Source organism: Haloactinopolyspora alba, assembly GCF_003014555.1.
Lineage (GTDB): Bacteria > Actinomycetota > Actinomycetes > Jiangellales > Jiangellaceae > Haloactinopolyspora > Haloactinopolyspora alba.
In genome coordinates this window covers 312,916-334,452 of sequence record NZ_PYGE01000001.1, presented here as the reverse complement: position 1 = coordinate 334,452, position 21,537 = coordinate 312,916, and the positions used below count along the sequence as shown (strand labels likewise).

At 69.9% G+C, this 21,537-nt stretch carries 16 protein-coding genes and 2 pseudogenes; 5 read left to right on the top strand and 13 right to left on the bottom strand.

Going from position 1 to position 21,537, the window contains the following annotated elements:
• Positions 1-9: 9 nt before the first annotated feature.
• Complete coding sequence (locus CLV30_RS01510; protein ID WP_106535402.1) at positions 10-1,044, bottom strand: ion channel; 1,035 nt, start codon at positions 1,042-1,044, stop codon at positions 10-12.
• A 78-nt stretch (positions 1,045-1,122) separates the two neighbouring features.
• Complete coding sequence (locus CLV30_RS01505) at positions 1,123-1,728, bottom strand: TetR/AcrR family transcriptional regulator (RefSeq protein WP_205740362.1); 606 nt, start codon at positions 1,726-1,728, stop codon at positions 1,123-1,125.
• A gap of 83 nt (positions 1,729-1,811) precedes the next feature.
• Between CLV30_RS01505 and CLV30_RS01500 the strand changes: the two genes are divergently transcribed.
• On the top strand, positions 1,812-2,750 hold the full coding sequence (locus tag CLV30_RS01500; RefSeq protein WP_106535400.1) for a beta-ketoacyl-ACP synthase III: 939 nt from the start codon (positions 1,812-1,814) through the stop codon (positions 2,748-2,750).
• A gap of 107 nt (positions 2,751-2,857) precedes the next feature.
• Entirely contained in the window at positions 2,858-3,475 is a 618-nt protein-coding gene (locus CLV30_RS27715; protein ID WP_165358399.1) for a hypothetical protein, read from the top strand.
• Positions 3,476-3,489: 14 nt separating this feature from the next.
• Here CLV30_RS27715 and CLV30_RS01490 read toward each other — a convergent pair.
• Together CLV30_RS01490 and CLV30_RS01485 are read right to left on the bottom strand one after the other, a co-directional pair.
• Positions 3,490-5,818: pseudogene (locus tag CLV30_RS01490) on the bottom strand (Tex family protein).
• A 98-nt stretch (positions 5,819-5,916) separates the two neighbouring features.
• Positions 5,917-7,320 (bottom strand): HNH endonuclease signature motif containing protein, encoded by a 1,404-nt coding sequence (locus tag CLV30_RS01485; protein WP_106535398.1) that lies wholly within the window; start codon positions 7,318-7,320, stop codon positions 5,917-5,919.
• Positions 7,321-7,814: 494 nt separating this feature from the next.
• Here CLV30_RS01485 and CLV30_RS01480 point away from each other — a divergent pair.
• A pseudogene (locus CLV30_RS01480) lies at positions 7,815-9,554 on the top strand (transglycosylase domain-containing protein); the annotation flags it as partial.
• Positions 9,555-10,164: 610 nt separating this feature from the next.
• Here CLV30_RS01480 and CLV30_RS27135 read toward each other — a convergent pair.
• From CLV30_RS27135 to CLV30_RS01435, 9 genes are all read right to left on the bottom strand, one after another.
• Positions 10,165-11,526, bottom strand: a complete 1,362-nt coding sequence (locus tag CLV30_RS27135) for an FAD-dependent oxidoreductase (RefSeq protein ID WP_106535396.1) — start codon at positions 11,524-11,526, stop codon at positions 10,165-10,167.
• A gap of 27 nt (positions 11,527-11,553) precedes the next feature.
• Complete coding sequence (locus tag CLV30_RS01470; protein WP_129710815.1) at positions 11,554-12,288, bottom strand: hypothetical protein; 735 nt, start codon at positions 12,286-12,288, stop codon at positions 11,554-11,556.
• Positions 12,285-13,109, bottom strand: a complete 825-nt coding sequence (locus tag CLV30_RS01465) for a hypothetical protein (protein ID WP_106535394.1) — start codon at positions 13,107-13,109, stop codon at positions 12,285-12,287. The genes CLV30_RS01470 and CLV30_RS01465 overlap by 4 nt, the downstream gene beginning before the upstream one ends.
• Before the next feature lie 37 nt (positions 13,110-13,146).
• On the bottom strand, positions 13,147-14,451 hold the full coding sequence (locus tag CLV30_RS01460) for a hypothetical protein (protein ID WP_106535393.1): 1,305 nt from the start codon (positions 14,449-14,451) through the stop codon (positions 13,147-13,149).
• Entirely contained in the window at positions 14,448-14,720 is a 273-nt protein-coding gene (locus tag CLV30_RS01455; protein WP_129710814.1) for a hypothetical protein, read from the bottom strand. The genes CLV30_RS01460 and CLV30_RS01455 overlap by 4 nt, the downstream gene beginning before the upstream one ends.
• Positions 14,721-14,762: 42 nt before the next feature.
• Positions 14,763-15,881: an ACR3 family arsenite efflux transporter gene (gene arsB / locus CLV30_RS01450; RefSeq protein ID WP_276319970.1), complete on the bottom strand. Its 1,119-nt coding sequence runs from the start codon at positions 15,879-15,881 to the stop codon at positions 14,763-14,765.
• A complete protein-coding gene (locus CLV30_RS01445; RefSeq protein ID WP_106535615.1) occupies positions 15,878-17,242 on the bottom strand; it encodes an FAD-dependent oxidoreductase in 1,365 nt (454 codons plus the stop codon). The genes arsB and CLV30_RS01445 overlap by 4 nt, the downstream gene beginning before the upstream one ends.
• Positions 17,243-17,323: 81 nt before the next feature.
• The gene (locus CLV30_RS01440) at positions 17,324-18,769 is read right to left on the bottom strand and encodes a threonine/serine exporter family protein (RefSeq protein ID WP_165358398.1); all 1,446 of its coding nucleotides are present in this window, start codon (positions 18,767-18,769) and stop codon (positions 17,324-17,326) included.
• 127 nt (positions 18,770-18,896) lie between these two features.
• Positions 18,897-19,370, bottom strand: coding sequence for a MarR family winged helix-turn-helix transcriptional regulator (locus CLV30_RS01435; RefSeq protein ID WP_420841941.1), 474 nt, complete (start codon positions 19,368-19,370; stop codon positions 18,897-18,899).
• Positions 19,371-19,455: 85 nt separating this feature from the next.
• Here CLV30_RS01435 and CLV30_RS01430 point away from each other — a divergent pair, with 85 nt between their 5' ends.
• Both CLV30_RS01430 and CLV30_RS01425 read left to right on the top strand, forming a co-directional pair.
• Complete coding sequence (locus CLV30_RS01430; RefSeq protein ID WP_244908021.1) at positions 19,456-19,887, top strand: nitroreductase family deazaflavin-dependent oxidoreductase; 432 nt, start codon at positions 19,456-19,458, stop codon at positions 19,885-19,887.
• 93 nt (positions 19,888-19,980) lie between these two features.
• The gene (locus CLV30_RS01425) at positions 19,981-21,432 is read left to right on the top strand and encodes an MFS transporter (RefSeq protein WP_106535388.1); all 1,452 of its coding nucleotides are present in this window, start codon (positions 19,981-19,983) and stop codon (positions 21,430-21,432) included.
• Positions 21,433-21,537 lie beyond the last annotated feature (105 nt).

Below are 21,537 nucleotides of genomic sequence, written 5' to 3'. Positions count from 1 at the left end.
GGCCCGCCGTCAGGCCGGCGCCGAACCGCGCACGTCGACCTGCTCGGGGTCCAGCCGCGCTCGACCGACGTAGTACAGCACCGTCCCGGCCGGCAGTTCGGTTCGCCAGCTCGGGCTGACCAGCAGCTCGTCGCTGGTGCGTGCCGCCAGCACGGTGGCGTCGTGGTCGCGGCCGAAAGCGGTCTGGCACTGGCCGAAGGTCACCGCGCCCCAGGACGCCGGCACCGCCATCGAGTAGGTGTTGCCGCCCCCGTGCGTCATGAGCTGCGTGTAGACCTGGGTGATGCCGGGGTCCTGCAACTCCTCGGTCGCCATCCGTGGAACGTGCCACTGAACGCAGCGGATGGAGTCGCTGACGTAACTGACGTGGTCGGCGCGGTTCATGTCGCGCAACGTGACGACCAGGTGGGTGTCCGGGTTGACGTGCTCGACGCAGACCGCCATGGCCAGGGCCTCGTTGTCGTCGCGGGCGTCCACCAGCACGCTGTAGGCGCGATCGACGCCGGCGCGGCGCAGGACGGCCTCGTCGACCAGCTCGCCGCGGACGAACTCGACGTCGCGGTCGGGCATCGGGTGTGTCTCGACGTCCTCCCACGCGCCGAGCACGACGGCACGGCTGCTCTCGGCGCCGATGCCGTCGAGGATCCGTTCGGTGCGTCCGGCGGTGTATCCGAGCACGACGACGTGCCCGGACCTCTCGACGGTGATGGCACCTTGCATACGTCGTCCTCTCGTCTTCTCGATGAGTGTGGCCAGCTGGGTGAACAGAGTGGTCAGGCCGGCGATCGCACCGACGATGACGTAGCCGCCGACGACGTGGCCGCCGGTCGTCTCGGGGAAGAAGTCGCCGTAGCCGACCGTCGATCCGGTGACGACGAAGTACCACCAGTAGTTCTCGGGCTGGACCAGCGTGCTGCCGTCGGGTTCGACCAGTGCCATCAGCGGCCAGCTGGTGACGAACACGAACGCCATCACCGCGGCCGCCGGAAGGCCCGTGCGCAGGGCTGACAGTCGGCGCTTGAGGCGGATGAGGATGAACAGCACGCGTCGTCTCCCGGCTCGAGGTACATCACCAGCGTGCCGGATCGTAGTCCACGGGCCGGTGCCGGGGCAGCTCGCGGGTCAGGTCGCCGCCGGCGGGCCGAGCAGCCGGTGGACGGCTCGACGGGTCCGCTCGGGCGCGCACTCGTCGTCCCACATCTGCAACGCGTAGTTCAGCCCGAGCATCAGGCTGGAGAGCTCGTAGACCAGTTGGTCCGGGTCGGTACCGGCCGGCAGATCCGCCGCCGCTCGTTCGGCGTCCGCGCGAAGCGACCGGTTCCAGCGGCGTGCCAGCCTGGCGACCCCGTCCCGGACGGGACCGTGCCGGTCGTCGAACTCGCTGGTCACCGCGGTGAAGAAACATCCACCGGGGAAGACCCGCCGTTCCAGGTACGACACCCAGGCCTCGCAGGTGGCGCGCAACCGCGGCAACCCGGCAGGTTGATCGGCGACCCGGTCCCACACCTCGTGGCGGAAGACGTCCGCGGCGGCATCGAGGACGGCGAGCTGCAGCGACTGCTTCGAACCGAAGTGCCCGAGGAGCCCGGACTTGCTGATCGCCAGATCGTGGGCGAGCCGGCCGATGGTCAGGCCGCCGAGCCCTTCCATCGACGCGACGTCGAGACCGCGCGCCACGATGGCCGATCGGGTGTGGCGCGCGCCCATGGCCGTGTTCCGCGGACTCACGTGGACCAGGGTAGCCCGGCCGCCGGATAGAGACCGACCGTTCGGACGTTATAGTTCCACGACGGCTACGAGAGGAGCACGCAGTGTCCGGTTCGCGCATCGTGGGTCTGGGGCACCACCAGCCCGAGCACGTCCTCACCAACGACGACCTCGCCGCCGTCGTCGACACGAACGACACCTGGATCCGCGAGCGCACCGGCATCGCCACCCGGCACATCGCGCGCACCGAGTCGGTCACCGACCTGGCCACGCCGGCGGCGGAACGCGCGGTGGCGGCGGCCCGGCTCGACCCTGCCGAGATCGACCTGGTCGTGGTGGCGACCTGCTCGGCCATGGACCGGGTGCCGAGCATCGCCGCGCAGGTCGCCCGGAGGCTGGGGATCCCGGCCGCCGCGGCATACGACCTCAACAACGGTTGCGCGGGGTTCTGCACGGCGCTGGCGACGGCCGACCTGACGGTACGCGGTGGTGCGGCTCGCCACGCACTGGTCGTCGGTGCCGAGAAGATGTCCGACGTCACCGACTGGACCGACCGCTCGACCTGCGTCCTGCTCGGCGACGGCGCCGGAGCGGCGGTGCTCAGCGCCACCGAGTCGCCGGGCGTCGGGCCGGTGACCTGGGGGTCGGACCCGCAGCGCGGCGACACCGTCCTGTTGGCCGGTGCATGGCAGCCGCGGTTCTCGCAGGAGGGCCAGTCGGTGTTCCGGTGGGCGAGCACCGAGATGGTGCCGGTGGCACTCGACGCGTGCGAGCGCGCGGACGTCACGCCGGCCGACCTGGGGGCAGTCGTGACACACCAGGCGAACCTGCGCATCGTGGAGGCGATCGTGCGCCGGCTCGGTGCGGACAAGGCGGTCGTCGCCAGGGACGTCATCGAGTCCGGCAACACCTCGGCGGCGTCGGTACCGCTTGCGCTGTCCAAGCTCGTGGCACGTGGCGACGTGACTCCGGGGAGCCCGGCGCTGCTGCTCGGGTTCGGTGGCGGGCTGTCCTGGGCAGGCCAAGTCGTCATCACACCGTAACCATTACGGAAGTCATAACGGGATAACCGGCGGTATAGTTCTCAGTCGACACGAACGCGCCGCGTGCCGGTGAACGCGGCGCGGACGTGCCGGGAGGGAGGCTGACCGTGGAGTTCACCCAGGTTCTCGATGCGGGGTTGAGTCTTCCGTCCGTCTTCTTCGGCTTCCTGCTGGTGGTGGTGGTCGTCTACTGGCTCCTGGTGGTGGTCGGCGGCCCGGTGTTCGAGCTTCCCGACGACCGCGGGTCGCGTGCCGGGCGGTTGATGTGCGCGGTCGGTCTCGGCGGCCTCCCCGTCAGCGTCGCCGTGTCGTTGCTGATCGTGCAGGCCTGGGCGGTGAGCGTGGTGGCGGCCCTGATGCTGGACGACGGCGGTGCGCCCCCGGGCAGTGGCGAGTCGGCCGGCGTCGCGGTCCTCTCGGTGCTGGTGGCGTGGCTGGGCGCGGTGCTGCTGGTCCGTCCGGTTCGGCGGCTGCTCCCGGTCGAGCCGGAGTCTCGCCCCGATCACGTCGGCGACGTGTGCATCGTGCGGACCGGCTGGGTCGGCCCGGACTTCGGGCAGGCCGAGGTGACCGGCCTCGACGGCTCGGCCGCGATCATCCAGGTGCGCCAGCGCGGCGGCGACGACCTGCACGCCGGCAGCACGGCGGTGATCGACGGCTACGACCGCGAGCGCGGCGTGTTCTGGGTCAGCGCGTTCGACCCCGAGCTCGGCACGAGCCACTGACGCCGGTCGTGGGCCTACTGCGGGCCGTCGTAGCCTGCGCGGCGGAGCGCGTCGGCTACGGCGCCGCCGGAGGGCGGGCCGCTCTTCCGGTTGCGGTCCTCGCGCTTGCGCCCGCCACCCTTCTGCTTCGGGGCCTGACGGCCCGGGCCGACCTCGTCGTCGAGTCGCAACGTGAGCGCGATGCGGTTTGCGTTCGACGTCGACGTCGAGAACCTTCACCCGCACGACCTCTCCGGACTTGACGACGTCGTGCGGGTCGTCGACGAACTTGTGTGACATCGCGGACACGTGCACGAGCCCGTCCTGGTGCACGCCGACGTCGACGAACGCGCCGAACGCGGCCACGTTGGTGACAACGCCCTCGAGCGTCATGCCCGGCTTCAGATCGGTGATCTTCTCGACGCCCTCGCTGAACGACGCGGTCTTGAAGGTCGGCCGCGGGTCTCGTCCCGGCTTCTCGAGCTCCTTGAGCACGTCGGTCACGGTCAACAGCCCGAAACTGTCGTCGACGAAGTCTTCCGGGCGGAGCCGCCGTAGTGCCTGCGGCCGGCCGAGCACGGCGCTCATGTCGCCACCGGCGGAATCGACGATGCGGCGGGCGAGCGGATACGACTCCGGATGCACGCCGGAGGTGTCCAGTGGGTCGTCGCCGCCGCGGATGCGCAGGAAGCCGGCACACTGCTCGAACGATTTCGGACCGAGCCGGCCGACGTCGCGCAGCGCCGACCTGGTGCGGAACGGCCCGTGTGTCTCGCGATGCTGCACGATGCTTTCGGCGAGTCCCGAGCCGATGCCGGACACCCTGGTGAGCAGCGGCGCGGACGCGGTGTTCAGGTCGACGCCCACGGCGTTGACGCAGTCCTCGACGACCGCGTCGAGCGACCGGGACAGCGCGAACTCGGCGAGGTCGTGCTGATACTGCCCGACACCGATGGACCGGGGCTCGATCTTCACCAGTTCGGCGAGCGGGTCCTGCAGCCGTCGTGCGATGGAGACCGCGCCGCGCAACGACACGTCCATGCCGGAGAGCTCCTGGGCGGCGTAGGGGGACGCGGAGTACACCGAGGCGCCGGCCTCGGACACCATGACCTTGGTCAGGCGCGAGTCCGGCAACCGCGAGATCAGGTGGCCGGCCAGCGCGTCGGTCTCGCGGGACGCGGTGCCGTTGCCGATGGCGATCAACTCGACCTCGTGCTCGCGCACGAGCCCGGCCAGCGTGGCGAGCGCGTCGTCCCAGCGGGCCTGCGGTTTGTGCGGGTGGATCGTGTCGGTCGCGACGACCTTTCCGGTGGCGTCGACGACGGCGACCTTCACACCGGTGCGGTACCCGGGATCGAGGCCGAGTGTCGCGCGGGTGCCCGCCGGTGCCGCCAGCAGCAGGTCCCGAAGATTGGCGGCGAACACGCGGATCGCCTCCTCCTCGGCGTTCTCGCGCAGGCGCGTGCGCAGATCGAGGTCGAGCCGGGTACGGATCCGGGTTCGCCACGCCCAGCGCACGGACTCGCGCAGCCAGGCGTCGGCGGGCCGGCCCCGGTCGGTGATGCCGAACCGGGCGGCGATGGCGGCCTCGTACTCCGTCGGCCCGGTGACGTCCTCGTCGTCGGACGCCGACGGCTCGACGGTGAGATCGAGGATCTCCTCCTTCTCGCCGCGGAACATCGCCAGGACACGGTGCGACGGCAGCGAGGTGAGCGGCTCGGCGAAGTCGAAGTAGTCGGCGAACTTGGCGCCGGCCTCCGCTCGTCCCTCACGGACCTTGGCCGACAGCCGGCCCCTGGCCCACACTCGCTCTCGCAGGTCGCCGATGAGATCGGCGTCCTCGGTGAACCGCTCGACCAGGATCGAGCGGGCGCCCTGGAGCGCGGCCGCCGTGTCGGGCACACCGGCCTCGGCGTCGAGGTAGGCCGCCGCGGTGGTCTCGGGATCCTGTGTGGGGTCGTCGAGCAGCCCGTCGGCCAGCGGCTCGAGGCCCGCCTCGCGAGCGATCTGCGCCTTGGTGCGGCGCTTCGGCTTGTACGGCAGGTAGATGTCCTCGAGGCGTGCCTTGGTGTCGGCCGCGAGGATCCTCGCCTCGAGCTCGTCGTCCAGTTTGCCCTGCTCGCGGACCGATTCGAGGACGGCGGCGCGGCGCTCCTCCAACTCGCGCAGGTAGCGGAGCCGTTCCTCGAGGGTGCGCAGCTGTGTGTCGTCCAATGCGCCGGTACGCTCCTTGCGATACCGGGCGATGAACGGGACGGTGGCACCGTCGTCGAGCAACTCGACGGTGGCGCGAACCTGCTGCTCGCGTACGCCGAGCTCTTCGGCGATCGTCCGGTGTACCGACTGCTGGGCGCTGTTCGTCACTGGTGCGGGTCCGCTCTCTCTCGTGAAGCCGTCGACACCGCATTGTGCCCGTCCTGCCGTCCCGCCGCGATCGGCCGGTCCGGGAAACGGTCCGACGGCTAGAACGGTGGCGTTTCGGCTGCATGGTGTGCTCCCTCGGTGTTGTTCGAGATGAGCGGTCCGACCATCTCCGCGGATGCGGGATAGCAGCGCCCCGCCGGTGTCACCCACCAGGCTTCGCCGCTGCTGTCGATGTACGCGGTGAAGTCATGGTGTGTCTTGCCGAAGTGGTGCCCGTCGTGCAGCGACCACGTGTTCACGGCGTCGGTCGTGCCGCCCTGGTCGAACGGTCGGATGTGGTCGATGTCCGCGTCCCGGGCGGGACGGTCGCAGGTCGGGAACCGACACGTGCGATCACGTGCGGCGACGAACGAAGCGAGTTCTGCCGGCGGAGCGTAGGTGTCGCGGCCGTACTCGAGCAGGCGGCCGTGGGCGGGGTCGGTGAGCAACCGGCGCCACGGACCCTCGGCCGAGACTCGCCGCGACACCTCGGCGGTGACCGGGCCGAAGCCATCGAGCCGGCCCGGCTGTTCGTCCACGCCGATCAGTGTGGACAGGGCAACCGTCACCTGGACGGTGGCGGCCTTGCCGTGTCGGCGCGCCAGCGGATGTGACTCGGCGCCGGTGCACGCCGGGTTACAGCACCCTAGATGGCCGAGCTCGAGGCCGGTCCAGCCCAACCCGGTCAGAATGTCGAATCGCAGCCCGTCGAGCGTGCGTGCGTCACCTTCGGCGCGGGCGTGCCGTGCTGCGGCGTCGAGCGCCGTCCAGAGCGCGGCAAGGTCCTCTGCCGGGCCGTGGAGCTCCATGGACGCCATCTGGTCGGTTGCACCGTCGGTCGCGGGCCGTGGGCGGGTCACGTGCCGCCGCTGCTTCGCGCGCCGGCGGCGTTGTTCGGCCGTGGCCGGGTCGATGGTGATCACCTCGTGGCGAAGCCGGTGGTCCAGCTGGGTGCGGGTCCTGGTGGCGGCGGACGCCAGCACCACCGCCTCGACCCGCCGCCGGAGCTCGACGTCGGCGAGGCAGCGGGTGCGGTCGGCGATCAGCCTGGCCTTGTCGAGGTCGAGCGCACCGGAGCGCAACGCGGCCGCGGTGTGGGGGAGTTCGTCGGTCAGTTCGGCCGCGAGCGCCACCCGGTCGCGTGCCCTGCCCGGTGACCAGGACATCGCGAGCGAGACCTCGTCGCCCGCGGGCTCGACGGCGCGGTGTTCGTGCCCGGTGTCGGCGTCCACCGGGCACGAACACCGCTGGTACTCCGGTCGCCGGGCGAGCTCGGCGAGCAGCCGGATCTGCGCGGCCTCGTCGTGAGACTTCTGGCGCTCGGTGGCCTGGATGGCGGCGACGAGGTCGTGCGTCGACATCTCGCCGACCTCGAGCCCGGACAGGAGTTCCGCGAGATCGGGTCCCGGCGGGTGCGATGCCAGCTCGGCGACCGGGCCGGGCGGGTCTTCGTCGTCGATCACGTGGCCCCTCTCAACGAGTGGTCAAGACACTGCCATTCAATCGAACACAGATTCAATTCACAAGGTTGAACAGCGTAAACATGCCGAATGCCAGTTGCCCTTTTCAGGGCAATCGGCCGCGCCGGTCCGGGCAACTGCTAACGAGTTGACGTCGGTTGGTTCTGACGTGCCGGAAGGGCCGCGGCCGGGTGGCGGGGCACGGCACGGCCGGTGGCGAGGTGCGCCGCCCGGTGTGCTGAACACCGATGGTTTCAACACCCAGCAGAACCGGGTATACCGCCTCGGCGAGCACAGCGCGGGTCGGCTCGAGGTCTCCGCTCGCGGGGGTGGCGGAGAAGGTGGCGACGGCCCGCGCCGTGCTCGGGGCGCTCGTCGCGGAACTTCTGTACACCGGCCGTCGTCTTCATGTCGGGACACGACACGCGTGAGCCCGGCCACATGTCCGGCGGAAACAGCCTGGGCACTTCAGGTGATGAGCTTACTATCGAAGGCATATGAGCGAGGAGACGGGCGCGGACGGCGCGACGCGGGGAGCAAAGTACCGCGCGGCCCGGCCGAAACGGACAGGATGGCGGCGAGTCTTCAACTGGAAGACCGTCGGCTTCACTGTGCTGGGCCTGTTCCTGTTGCTGGTGGCAGGCATCGGCGCCGCGTTCGCCCTGATCGACGTGCCCAAGCCGAACGACTTCTCCACGTCCGAGTCGACCATCGTCTACTTCGCGGACGGTGAGACCGAGCTCGGCCGGTTCAGCGCCGAGAACCGCGAGATCGTCAGCTCCGAGGAGATCCCGGACACGCTCGAGCAGGCCGTCGTCGCAGCGGAGGACCGCAGTTTCTACGAGAACTCCGGCTTCTCCATCACCGGCATGACCCGTGCGGCGTGGGACACTCTGCGCGGTGATCCCGCCGCCGGCGGCGGCTCGACCATCACGCAGCAGTACGTCAAGAACTACTACCTGACCCAGGACCGCACCATCACTCGGAAGCTGCGCGAGCTGGTCATCTCGGTGAAGATCGACCAAGAGGTCGACAAGGACCAGATCATGGCGGACTACCTGAACACGATCTGGTTCGGACGCGGAACATACGGCGTGCAGACCGCGTCGCGTGCGTACTTCGGTGTCGACGTCGCGGACGCGAACCTCGCCCAGAGCGTCGCTCTGGCGTCGATCCTGCGCTCGCCGACCCTGTACGACCCGACGCTGGGCGCGGAGAACGCCGAGCGTTTCGAACAGCGGTTCCAGTACGTGCTGGACGGCATGGTCGAGACCGGAGCCATCGACCGCGCGACCGCCGACTCCACCCGGATACCGGAGATCCTGCCGGAGCGGCAGGAGAACACGTACGGCGGACCCAACGGCTACCTGCTGATGATGGTGCGCGAGGAGTTGCTCGACCTCGGCTACGACGAGGCCGAGGTCCAGACCGGCGGCCTGCGCGTGACCACCTCGTTCGACAGGCAGGCTCAGCAGGCCGCCGTGGAGGCGGTGCAGGAGGAGCGACCCACCGAGAACGCCGAACGGGTGCACGTCGGTCTTGCCGCCGTGCGGCCCGACGACGGAGGCGTCGTCGCCGTGTACGGCGGGCCGGACGCCGTCGACCAGAGCTTCAACGACGCTGTCGACGCCAAGCCGCACGCCGGATCGACCGTCAAGCCGTTCACGCTGGCCGCGGCGCTCGAGAACGGATACTCACTGGACAGTACGTTCGACGGCAACACACCGTTCGATCCGCCCGAGCTCGGCCCGCCGGTCGGCAACCAGGGCGATGCCGACTACGGCAGCGCGGTCACCCTCGAGACCGCGACCGAGAACTCGATCAACACCGCGTTCGTGGACCTGACCATGGAGATGGGGTCCGACACCGCCATCGACGCGATGACGCGCGCCGGTATCCCCGAGAACGCTCCGAGCCTGGAGGCCAACCCGCGCGTCACGCTCGGCATCGCGGGAGTCTCGGCCCTCGAGATGGCGAACTCGTACGCGACGCTCGCCGCGCAGGGCATGCGCGCCGACACCTACACCGTCCGGCAGGTGGCCGACAGCGGCGGCTCCGTGGAGTACGAGCGGGACATCGCGCCGGAACGCGTGTTCGAGGAGGACGTCACCGCCGACGTGACCCATGCGCTGACGGAGACCGTCGACAGCGGTACCGCCGACGCCGCACAGGAGCTGGACCGCCCGGCTGCGGCGAAGACCGGAACCCACGAGGAGCTGACCGCATGGTTCAGCGGCTACACGCCGCAACTGGCCACAGCGGTCACGTACTTCCGCGGTGACGGCCCGGACGCCGGCACCGAGAAACTGATCGGCGTCGGCGGGATGGACCACTTCAGCGGGGGTGGCTATCCGGGTGACACGTGGGCGGCGTTCATGGAGGCCGCGCTGGAAGGTGAACCCGAGGAGGAGTTCCCGGAGCCGGCCGACATCGAGGCTGAAGAGGACACCGGCGACACCTACTACGACGACGACACCTACTACGACGACGACACCGACAGCGGCGACGAGGGCTCTGACGAAGAGCCGACCGAGGAACCGACCGAGGAGCCGACGGAGGAGCCGACTCAGGAGCCGACCGAGGAACCGACTCAGGAGCCGACCCAGGAACCGACGGAAGAGCCGACTCAGGAGCCGACCGAGGAGCCGACCCAGGAACCGACGGAAGAGCCGACTGAAGAGCCGACTGAAGAGCCGACCCAGGAACCGACGGACGAGCCGACCCAGGACCCGGGCGACGAGACCGGCGGCCAGTGGGGCTCGGAGACGGGCGACCAGACGGGTACCGAGAGCGGTGGCACGTCCGGCACCGGGACCCCCGCATCAGACGTCGTACGGGCCGGACCGGTCAGCCGTCCCGTCGTTCGATCACCTCGAGGACCGTCTTCAGGTCATGGACGACGATCGGGTCGGCCCCGACAGCCTCGCCCTCGGCCTTCTCGTGTGCCTCCAGCCGCAGCCAGTCGTCCCAGCTGACCACCCGCACGTCCCGTTCGGCGAGCAGGTCGTCGACGGGACGACGCTCCGGCGCGTGGGCTGGCAACGTCTCCAGGTCGGCCAGGACCGACGCGGCGACCTCGTTGGCGTCTCCGCGGTTGGTGGCGATGACGCCGGTAGGGCCGCGCCGGAGCCATCCGGTGACGTACAGGCCGGGGATGACGGAACCGTCGTCATCCAATACGCGGCCGTCATGCGCCGGGACGGTGCCGGTGGCCCCGTCGAACGGGACGCCGGGGATGGCCTGCCCGTGGTAGCCGATCGCGCGGACGACCATCTCGACGGGGAGGCTGCTCGATGCGCGGCCGGTGCCGTCGTCCCTGGTCGGTTCGAGGTCGATGCCGCGGACATGTCCGGGCCCGGTGAACCGGACGGGACGGCTCCAGAAATGCAGGCGGATGCGCCTCGGGGCGCCGCGCGGCTCCCGCTCGGACCACTCGTGGACCAGGTCGGTGATGACCCGCGACCTGCGGTCGTCGGCCACCGCCTGCTGGTCGTCGGCGTCGAGGACGGTGTCGGCCGGGTCGACGACCAGGTCGATGTCGTCGAGGTTGCCGATCTCGTGCAGCTCGGGCGAGGTGAACTTCGCCTGCGCCGGGCCACGCCGGGCGACGATGTGCACGTCCGTCAGCGTGCTGGCGGTCAACGCGTCGACGACGTGCCGCGGCATGGAGGTGCGCCGCAGCGTCGCCGGGTCCTTGGTGAGGATGCGAGCCACGTCGAGAGCGACGTTGCCGGCACCGATGACGGCGGCGGCGCGGAGCTCGTCGGGGAGTTCGATCGCGGGTGCCTCCGGATGGCCGGTGTACCACGCGACCAGCTCGGACGCGCCGAGTGAACCGTCCAGGTCCTCGCCCGGGACACCCAGTCGCCGGTCACCGAGCATCCCCGTGGCGACGACGACCGCGTCGTAGGCGGCGCGCAGGTCGTCCACCGCGACGTCGCGTCCCACGGTCACGTTGCCGAGGAAGCGCACGTGTGCGTGTTCGAACCCCCGCGCGAGCACGCGGGAGATGTTGCGGGTCTTCGGATGATCCGGTGCGACGCCGTAGCGGACCAGCCCGTACGGTGCCGGCGCCGCCTCGAAGACGTCGACGCTGTCGAACGCGTCGCCCTTGAGCAACGCGGCCAGCGCGTAGAGGCCGGCCGGACCGGCACCGACGACCGCAGCAGACCGCGAATCGTGCTGCACAACCGCCGGATCAGTGGCCATCAAGGCCGACCCTAGCGCGAGCCGCCGTCAGCGTGGCCGGTAGATCTCGTCCTCGGTGAGTGGCTTTCGCCATCGTTCGACGACGGGGTCGGCCAGGAGACGGTCTGTCATGCCGGCAGCGTCGGTGCGCCCGAAGTCGACGAGCGCGTCCTCGATCGCGCGAAGCAGTTTCCGCGGCGTCCTGGTGGACACCACCCACGTCTGTACCTCCAGGCTTCCCGGCGCGTCGTCCAGTTCGACAGCGATGCCACGTGCGGTCGGCGAGAGGGACGAATGATCCGGCCCCTCGCGCCGGAGACGATCATGCGCCATCCATGGGCTGAGGCCGTCGAAGCACACTGCTTGTGACGCGTACACAGCGGCGCGGATGTTCCGGCGGCCGAAGCTGAGGCGGCGGCCGATGAAGTTGACCCTACGGTGGTAACGGATGCGGGAAGGATCGATGGTGGAGAGCGGGACGACATATGGCCTTGACGGCTTCAAGTTCGTGCTCAGGACGACCGCCCGATCGTAGATCTTGACACGATTGATGAGTCCCGTCAGGTAGAAGACGCTCATCACAACCAATGAACCCCCATAGAGGAAGAGCCCGATACCGGGGGAGGTGACGTTCCGCCAACCGATGAGGGGGATCAACGAAGGAGTGGCGAGAAGTACTGCCCACGCGATCGGGCCGGGCCAGTGCCTTTCGGTGTAGCGCAACCGCCCGGCTTCGTTCTCGTCGAAGAAGTATTCGCGCTTCCGGTCCGGCCGTTCTGTCATGCGACCACGCCCAGCAGGTGCTCGACTGCGCTGCGGAGCTCCGGCCGAGAGACTTCCTCGATCCTGACGACTTTTCGGTCATCAACCGAGCTTGCCGCCTCGACCGCGTCGGTGCCTGCGAAGACCGAGAGCCGGCGGGTGGCGCTTGCCCCTTCGTTGTCGAGATAGACGTGACCGATGACCGTGACGTACAAGGAATCGCTCGATGGCCCGACCTGCGCGGTGCCGCGTGCGACGTCTTCGAGCGCGACCTCGCGCGGCGGTCTCGTTGGTTCTTGTGCGGCCACGTCGTCCGGGTCGGCGAACCGCGCCAGCGAGTCGGCGAGGCCGCTGACCGGTCCGGCCCACAACGTGTGCAGTCCGCCTGGTGACACGTCCTCCTCGACGACTCCGTCGTTCCCCTGCAGGTAGCAGACCTTCGACCAGGACGCATGGTTGGTCTGCCGCTCGGCGATGACGACCGACGACGCCGCCCGCCGCGCTACCAAGGCGGCGTGGACGTCGTCGTCCATGTCCAATGACGTGCGCCCGGTGCTCTCCTCGACGGCGGAGGGCACGACGAGTCCGCGCACGATCAGCCCGCGCAACGCGACTCCAAGCGCCACCTCGCGGCTGGTCTCGGCGAGCTCTGTGAACCATGGTCGCGGTGCGAGCTGGCGCGAGTCCGTGCCGTCCAGGACGGTGAGCTCCTCGTCGGTGAGTTTGACGACCGGGGTCTTTTCGTGACTGGCTCGGCTCAGAAGGTCGCCGACGAGAGCGGCAGCGAGGTCGGCATCTTCGAGACGAGCCGAAGACGGCTGATCGAACGTCGTCGTGCTCATGCTCCAGTGGCTCCTTGTCGCTGCGAGTACGGCTGGCTCAGAACCAGTTCCCGGGGTTCCAGTTGGACTCCTCGAAGTCGTTCCACCTGTCCGTGGTCCACCCGCTGACACCGACAAGGGCTTCGACCTTTCGATCTTCGACCCAGTCGTTGGCGTCGTCGAGGGCGGAATTGATGGACGGCCAATGATCGTAGATGAGGTTTCCGACCGTCCACGCGCCGGCGACGGCGAGAGCGGCTACTGCGGCGGGCGCGATCACACCGACCGCCGGTACCAGTCCCGCTGTGGCCAGGATGAGTGCCGCTCCGCCTCCGGCCGCAGCTGCGCCCGCGAGTTGATCTAGCCCTCCACGCCACCCGCTGTGCGGTGGTTTGAAGACGTCGTAGACACCGGAGGCTATTCCGAGGACGCCGGTGAACTTGGCGAACTTCGAGGTCAGCATCGCGGCCTGAGAAAGGCGGCTGACTCGGCTCGCCATCGCGGCGTCGGCTGCCTCGGCTCCGCGTCGGGCCTGGTCGATGACGTCACTGGACCAGGACAGTTGTTGCAAGTAACGGAAGTCGCCGGCGTCTCCGGTCACCCGCCACACGGCGGTGAGCTTGGCCTTCTCGAGGTTCTCGGCCTGGCGAAGTAGTTGCTGGGCACGGTGGGGCTCGTTCCAGTTGCGCACGATCGATGCGGCAACGCCGAGCTGGGACGCCCCGCCCACCAGGGATTTGGCGGCCAACGCCGGGTCGGACCATTCCTTGAACGTCGTGTAGAAGTCGCCGGGGCTCCGCCCGTCCAGGACGATGCCCGCCCAAGACCCCAGCGATTCCTCGAGGATGGCGGCGGGTGTCATGCCGCCGGCTCCCGGAATCAGGATGTCCGTGGCCTCGTCCAAGGTGGATGCCGCTCGCTCGGCGGCGGTGCCGAGCTCGGATCGTGCGGTGTCGCCGTCGGCCTCGAGCGTCGATTGACGGGAACGGGCGTCGGCGACTGCATCCGGGTCGTCCGAGCCACGGGCGTCGGCCACGAGCTGCTGCTTGTCCTCCCATTCCGCGGCGAGGTCGTCGATGGCGGCCTGGGCGGCGGCGAGCACGGTGCCGTAGTTGTTCAGCGCCAGCGCTGCGATGTCCAGCTGGGTCGCCGTGGCTTCCAGTCGGGTGTTGACGGTCCCAGCGGCCTCGGCGAACCGCTCGGCGCGGGGGCCGTCCAGCGCGTCGACGGCAGCACCGGCCTTGGTGCTGAGCGTGTTCCGTGCCTCCTCCAACGATGCGGCGAGTATGGTGAACCGCGCGCCTGCGTCGAAGACGCTCTCGGCGTCACCGGGGATCGGCCGCAGGGCGTCCGGGGTGTTCACCGGTCACCGCCCGTCACGGCGTCGAGCAGGTCGGCGTTGGTGACCGCAGCCTTGCCGAGTGTCTCGACGGACAACCCGCCGGCCAGCAGTTCGCCCCCATAAGCTGCGCCGAACCGCTCCAGTGCGGCCTCGACTCGATCGTCACCGAAAGCTCCGGCACAGGCCCGGAGCGCTGCACTGACGTCTTCCGCGACGCCGCGGATCTCGGTGGCGGTGCCGCTCATCCCCTCCTGGGCGACACGGAGCGCTTCGGGGTTGCCGCCGGACATGTTCTCTCCCGTGCGTCACGCAGGTGAGCGGATGTGCGGCAGTTACTGTACGTGACGGCCGGCCGCCGTGACGTCGCCGCCCTCGCCGTTCTCTGCAGCGGGGAAGTACCGCCGGCGCGCCCACAGGGCCGCGTACACCAGGGCCACCAGCACCGGCACCTCGACCAGCGGCCCGACGACGCCGGCGAGCGCCTGTCCACTGGTGACGCCGAAGACGCCGATGGACACGGCGATCGCGAGCTCGAAGTTGTTGCCCGCGGCGGTGAACGCGAGCGTCGTCGTCCGCGGATATCCGAGCCCCAGCCGGACACCTGCGGCGAACGAGCCGGCGAACATCACCACGAAGTACAGCAGCAACGGCACCGCGATCCGGACGACGTCCAGCGGCTGTCCGGTGATGGTCTCGCCCTGCAGCGCGAACAGCGCGACGACGGTGAACAGCAGGCCGTACAGGGCGAGTGGCCCGACCCGGGGCAGGAACCGCTGTTCGTACCAGGTGCGTCCGCGGGTCCGCTCGCCGACGGTACGGCTGAGGTAACCGGCGGCGAGCGGGATCCCGAGGAACACGAGGACGCTGATGGCGACGGTGGCGACCGAGAAGCCGGTACCGACGGTCTCCAGCCCGAGCCAGCCGGGCAGTACCTGCAGGTAGAACCAGCCGAGCCCGGCGAACGCGAGGATCTGGAACACCGAGTTGACGGCGACGAGCACGGCCGCGGCCTCGCGGTCGCCGCACGCGAGGTCGTTCCAGATGAGCACCATCGCGATGCACCGCGCCAGTCCGACGATGATCAGCCCGGTGCGGTACTCGGGCAGGTCGGGCAGCAGCAGCCACGCCAGCGTGAACATGACGGCGGGGCCGAGTAGCCAGTTCAGCACGACGGATGCGACCAGGAGGCGGCGGTCACCGGCGACGCGGCCGGTCTCGTCGTAGCGCACCTTCGCCAGTACCGGGTACATCATGACGAGCAGCCCGAGCGCGATCGGCAGGCTGACCGAGCCGATTTGGACGGTCTCGAGCGCGCGGTTCAGACCCGGGACGACGGCGCCGAGCACGATCCCCGCCGCCATCGCGGAGCCGATCCACAGCGGCAGGAAGCGGTCGAGGACCGACAGCCGGGCGAGGACGGGGGCGTCCTCGGCGTGTGCGGGCGCGGTCACGCGGTGACGTCGTCGTGCCGGCGCGGCGCGGTGAGCGTCAGCGGCTCCGGTCCGCCGGCGGGCGCGCAGCAGCCGCCGCCCTCGTCGACCCCGTCGGTGGTGTCCGTGTCGAACGCGCCGGATCCGCCGCAGACACCGGTCTCGGGCAGTGTGAGCTCGACCCGCCCGGCGGACTCGTGGTCGCCGGCCAGGTCGGCCGCGATGCTGCGGACCTGCTCGTAGCCGGTGAGCGCGAGGAACGTCGGTGCGCGTCCGTAGCTCTTCATGCCGGCCAGGTACACGCCCGGCTCCGGGTGCGCCAGCTCACGCACGCCGTGCGGGTAGACGGTGCCGCACGAGTGCACGTTCGGGTCGATCAGCGGGGCGAGCTTCGGCGGCGCCTGCAGGGTGCTGTCGAGTTCGACGCGAAGCTCCGAGAGCCAGCTGTGGTCGGGGCGGAAGCCGGTGAGTGCGACGACTCGGTCGACTCCGTCGACCCGGTGCCCGTCGGTCGAGGTCAGCGTCACCGTCGTGTCGCCGGCTCGCCGCACCTCGCCGGTGCGGAAACCGGTGACGACGTCGACCGTGCCCTTCCGGGCCGCTTGGCGGGCGCGCCGTCCCAGCGCGCCGCGGGCCGGCAGCTGATCGGCGTCCCCGCCGCCGAACACGCCGCCCACATCGCCGCGGCGCAGCAGCCAGCTGATCCGGGTTCCTGGTGCGTCGTCGGCGAGCTCGGTGAGCGCGACCAGGGCCGTCAGCGCGGAGTGACCGCTGCCGGCGACGGCGACGTGGCGGCCCGCGTAGTGCGCGGCGGTCGCGGCGTCGGTCAGATCCGGGATGCGGTAGGTGAGGTGTTCGGCGGCGGAGGCCTCGCCGAGCGCGGGCAGCCCGTCGCCGCCGAGCGGGTTCGGCGCAGTCCAGGTGCCGGAGGCGTCGAGGAGTGCGCGCGCCTCGATGCGCTGTTCCGTCCCGTCGGTGCCGCGGACGTGCACTACCAGCGGCTCGCTGTCGCGTCCGGCGTCGACGACGCGGTCCCGGTCGCGCCGTGCGACACCGACGACCTCGGCGCCGAAGCGCACCCGGTCGCCGAGTGCCGCCGCCAGCGGCCGCAGGTAGGAGGTCAGCCAGTCGGCCCCGGTGGGGTGGCGGCGCTCGTCCGGGCGCTGCCACTGCGGGTCGCGTTCGAGCAGCCGCGCGGCCGCCGGGGCGATGAGCTCGGACCAGGGCGAGAACAGGCGCACGTGGTGCCATTCGGAGACCGAGGCGCCGGCCTCGGGCCCGCGCTCGAGCACCAGCGGGCGGATTCCGCGTTCCAACAGCTCCGCGGCTGCCGCCAGACCTATCGGGCCCGCTCCGACGACCACGACCGGCAGGTCGCTCATCTCGGCACCTTTCATCGATACCAGTCGATCGAGTATGCGCGATACTTTATCGAGGTCGGTCGATGGATGCAACACGGAGGGTCAGGTGCGTGCACCTCGCGCGCGCCGATGCACGCGGCGCTGCCAGCGGTCCATCTCCGAGCGCAACGGCGTGGCCAGGAATTCACCCAGGGTCACCCCGGCGGCCAGTGCCAGCGCGGTACCCAGAGCACCGATGAACATACCGGTGCCGCCGACGACGTTGTTGTCCTCGACCATCGTGAACATGGCGTTGTAGATGGCCAGACCGGGCAGCAACGGCGTGATGCCGCACACCGAGATGATCAGGTTGGGCGCACCCACTCGTTCGCTCAGCGCCCCGGACGTGAGGCCGACCAGCAGGGCGGCGAAGAACGCGGCCAACGCCGCCCCCAACTCGAGGACGTTGCGCGCGAACAGCAGCGACCCGGCCGAGAGCATGCCGACCGGCAGGATCAGCAGGATGGTGCCGATGCGGGTGTACGAGGCCAGGCCCCACGCGGCGGCGATCATGCCGCCACCGAGCAGCTGCAGCGTCACCGGGCTCGACAGAGTCGACGAGTCGGTCACGCTCAGCGGGACGCCGATGCGCTGCCCGAAACCCAGGACGATACCGATGCCGATGACCAGTCCGACCGTATAGAGCGCGACCTCGAACGTCCGTGCTGCCGCGGTCAGCGGGAAGCCGGCGATCGCGTCCTCGGCGGCGCCGACGATCGAGAGCCCCGCCAGCAGCACCACGATCCCCGATGCCACGATGAGTGACGGCGGCACGAGGGTGCTCGACCAGCCGAACTGGTCGGTTGCCACCAGCGCGGCCAAGCCGACCATGGTCGCGATGCCGGCGCCGATGACCTGCTGGAACAGGTACGGCAGCCCGATGCGCCGTAGGTACCGCAGCGTGCGGTCGATGAGCATGGTCGTCAGGGCGGCGACGAGTGCCACCAACGGGCCCCCGCTGAGCAGGACCGCGACGCCACCGGCCATCAAGCCCAGCGCCAGGGTGACGATCCACCGGCGGTACGGGTGCGACGAGGACAGGATCGTGTCGAGGCGGCGGTGCGCCTCCGCCAGGTCGATCTTGCCCTCGCCGGCGTCGTCGACGAGGTCGAACATGTCGGCGAGCCGGCTGTAGTCGGAGGTGCGCACGTTGATGACCCGCATCTTGGTGATCGGGTCGTCGTCGCGATCGATCGACACCACGATCGAGATGAAGGTGATGTCGACCTGGCAGCTGGTCACGCCGAAACCGGCGGCCAGGCGCAGCAGCGCCGCCGTCACGTCCGCGACCGGCGCGCCGGTCGCCATCATCGCCTCGCCGGTGCGCAGCACGAGGTCGAGAACCGAGCGCTCGACCTCTGCGGTCAGGCCGCTGCGCGTGCCGGGTGTGGCGATGGGAAGCGTCGGCGGGCCGTCACCCTTGACGACACGGCGAGCGCGTTGGCGGAACGGACGGTCCGGGCTGCCGCTCACGCGGATGCCCGGCTCCGGCTCGGGCAAACCTGTCACCCTACGACGATAGGTGGTCCGTGCCATGAAGCGGGTACCGGGTGAACGTGCTCTTGGCCACTTCACCACCGAAGACGGGCGATGCCGAGGCGCTCGCGCCGGACCGACGCGGCCGTCGCTCGCTCGGTTACGAGTCCTGTCGCGCCAACTCCTGTTCGTATGTCTCGAACGTGGTGATGAACATCCGTCGTTCGGCCGGGGTGAGTGGCTCCAGTGCGGTGCGCCACGCCGTGAACCCCTTGGACAGCCAGGCGTCGACGGCGGCGTGATGCGCGTCCGCGATGCTCACGATGGTGCGCCGGCGGTCGTTCTCGTCCTCGCGGCGCTCGACGACCCCGCTCCGGCTGAGCTCGCCGACCATCAGGCTCACGGTGGTCGACGCGACTTCCAGCCGGCCGGCCAGTTCGTTCACCCCCATCGGGCCGTGGAACAGCAGGTAGGCCAGTAGCGAGAGGTGTCGTGGGCCGAGTGCGAGCGAGCGTAGCTCGTCCGGAACGGCCAGGCGCTTGATTCTGCCGACGACACGGGGCATCAGCAGGAGCAGTGTCTGGATGCTCTCGTCCACGCTCGACCCGGCTGGGGTGGGTTCGTCCATTGACATATGTTTATCTCCAAACTAGTTTTACTATCAAAGCAAACTAGCTTTGATATTCAAGCTTAATACCGGACCGAGAGGGCGGACGATGATGGACGAAGCCACCGTGGCCGAGCACAACCGGCCGATCGTCGACGAGTTCCGGGCGAACGACGGGCAGGTGGGCGGCCCGTTCGAGGGCGCATCGCTGGTGTTGTTGACCACGACGGGTGCGCGGACCGGCAAACGGACGACGTCGCCGCTGGTCTTCGTGGCCGACGGCGACCGGTACTTGGTGCTCGCCAGCAATGCGGGCGCTGCGCATCACCCTGCGTGGTATCACAACGTGCTGGCCGACCCCGAGGTCACGATCGAGATCGGCGGCGCGAGGCATCCGGCGACGGCGGTGCCGCTGTCCGGCGCGGAGCGCGACCGTCAGTTCGACCGGATGGCGGCGCTGATCCCCAGGTTCGCCGACTATCAGGCCGGGACCGACCGCGTCTTGCCGGTCGTCGCGCTCACGCCGCGGCCCGGCCGGACGTGAGCACACGTTGACACCCGCGCGTCACACGAGCGACAACGGGGAAACGCTCGATCCCTAGCGTCGGCGGCCATCCGACACGTACCGGAGGCCGCCATGTCACAGACCTCGACCGTCACACCGCCCGAGCCCGCGTCGCCGGCCCGCAGGCGGGGCGGGCGGTGGATCGACCACTGGGAACCCGAGGACGAGACGTTCTGGCAGCAGACGGGCCGGCGCGTCGCCCGGCGGAACCTGGTGTTCTCGATCATCGCCGAGAACATCGCGTTCTCGGTGTGGCTGCTGTGGAGCATCTCGTCGGCGTTGCTCGTCGCGCACTACGGTTTCGGGTTCAGCGCCGCGCAGATGTTCTTCCTGGTGGCGGTGCCGAACTTCGTCGGGTCGGTGCTGCGGATCCCGTACACGTTCGCGGTGCCGAAGTTCGGCGGCCGGAACTGGACCGTCATCAGCGGACTGCTGCTGCTGATCCCGACGCTGCTGCTGGCCGCGGCGGTGTCGAACCCGTCGACGCCGTACTGGGCGTTCCTGCTCATCGCCGCCACCGCCGGCGTCGGAGGCGGGAACTTCGCGTCCAGCATGACCAACATCAGCTTCTTCTATCCGGACCGCAAGAAGGGGCTGGCGCTCGCCGTCAACGCCGCGGGCGGGAACGTCGGCGTGAGCATCATCCAGCTCGGGCTGCCGGTCTTGGTCGGTGCCGGCGGCCTGTACGGGCTGGTGTCCGCGAGCCCCGGCGGCGTCGACCTCGCCCGCGCCGGCTACGTCTGGGCAGCGCTGGGGCTGCTCGCCGCCGCCGGCGCGTGGTTCTTCATGAACAACCTGTCGGTGTCGCTGTCGTCGTTCCGCGTGCAGATTTCGGTGGTGCGGCGCAAGCACACCTGGATCGTGTCCTGGCTCTACGTCGGTACGTTCGGATCGTTCATCGGGTTCTCGGCCGCGTTCCCGCTGCTGATCGGACTGCAGTTCCCGGGTGTCGAGGTGGCCGACGTGACGTTCCTCGGCGCCCTGGTCGGATCGGCCGCACGTCCGGTGGGCGGCTGGCTGGCGGACCGGCTCGGCGGCGCCCGCGTCACACTGTGGAACTTCGCGGCGATGGCCGCCGGCACGGTCATGGTGATCGTCGCGGTGAACCGTGCGGCGTGGCCGCTGTTCCTCGGCTCGTTCCTGGTCGTGTTCGTGACCACCGGGATCGGCAACGGTTCGACGTTCCGGATGATCCCGATGATCTTCCAGCGGCAGGCGCTCGCGGCGGTACCCGGGGCTACCGGTACGCAGCGCGACGCGGCGCTCGCCCGCGGGCGCACGGAGGCGGCCGCCGCGATCGGGCTGTCGTCGGCCGCGGGCGCCTTCGGCGGGTTCGTCGTGGTGGCGACGTTCGGCGTCCTGGGGCTGGTCAACGACGGTGGCGTGCCGCCGGACGTGATCGCCACGGCGTTCGCGATCTTCCTCGGCTTCTACGTCACGTGCGTGGCCCTGACCTGGTGGCACTACACCCGCCGCAGCGTGCTGATCCAGCGAGCGCCGAACCTGTCGTCGGCGGACGTCTGACGGCGACGGCGCCGCCGGCCGCACCGACTCGGAAGGTGGACCGTGCGTGCCAATTATTGCGGACGTTACGTCGGGGAGTCGGCCGTGAAACGGCGGCTGCCCACT

What these genes read in the sequence shown, in the direction of transcription:
- CLV30_RS01445 (WP_106535615.1), bottom strand. Translation starts at nt 17,242, where the DNA reads ATGAGCGACCTGCCGGTCGTGGTCGTCGGAGCGGGCCCGATAGGTCTG.
- CLV30_RS01470 (WP_129710815.1), bottom strand. Translation starts at nt 12,288, where the DNA reads ATGACAGAACGGCCGGACCGGAAGCGCGAATACTTCTTCGACGAGAAC.
- CLV30_RS01465 (WP_106535394.1), bottom strand. Translation starts at nt 13,109, where the DNA reads ATGAGCACGACGACGTTCGATCAGCCGTCTTCGGCTCGTCTCGAAGAT.
- CLV30_RS01435 (WP_420841941.1), bottom strand. Translation starts at nt 19,370, where the DNA reads ATGTCAATGGACGAACCCACCCCAGCCGGGTCGAGCGTGGACGAGAGC.
- CLV30_RS01425 (WP_106535388.1), top strand. Translation starts at nt 19,981, where the DNA reads ATGTCACAGACCTCGACCGTCACACCGCCCGAGCCCGCGTCGCCGGCC.
- CLV30_RS01430 (WP_244908021.1), top strand. Translation starts at nt 19,456, where the DNA reads ATGGACGAAGCCACCGTGGCCGAGCACAACCGGCCGATCGTCGACGAG.
- CLV30_RS27135 (WP_106535396.1), bottom strand. Translation starts at nt 11,526, where the DNA reads ATGGCCACTGATCCGGCGGTTGTGCAGCACGATTCGCGGTCTGCTGCG.
- CLV30_RS01455 (WP_129710814.1), bottom strand. Translation starts at nt 14,720, where the DNA reads ATGTCCGGCGGCAACCCCGAAGCGCTCCGTGTCGCCCAGGAGGGGATG.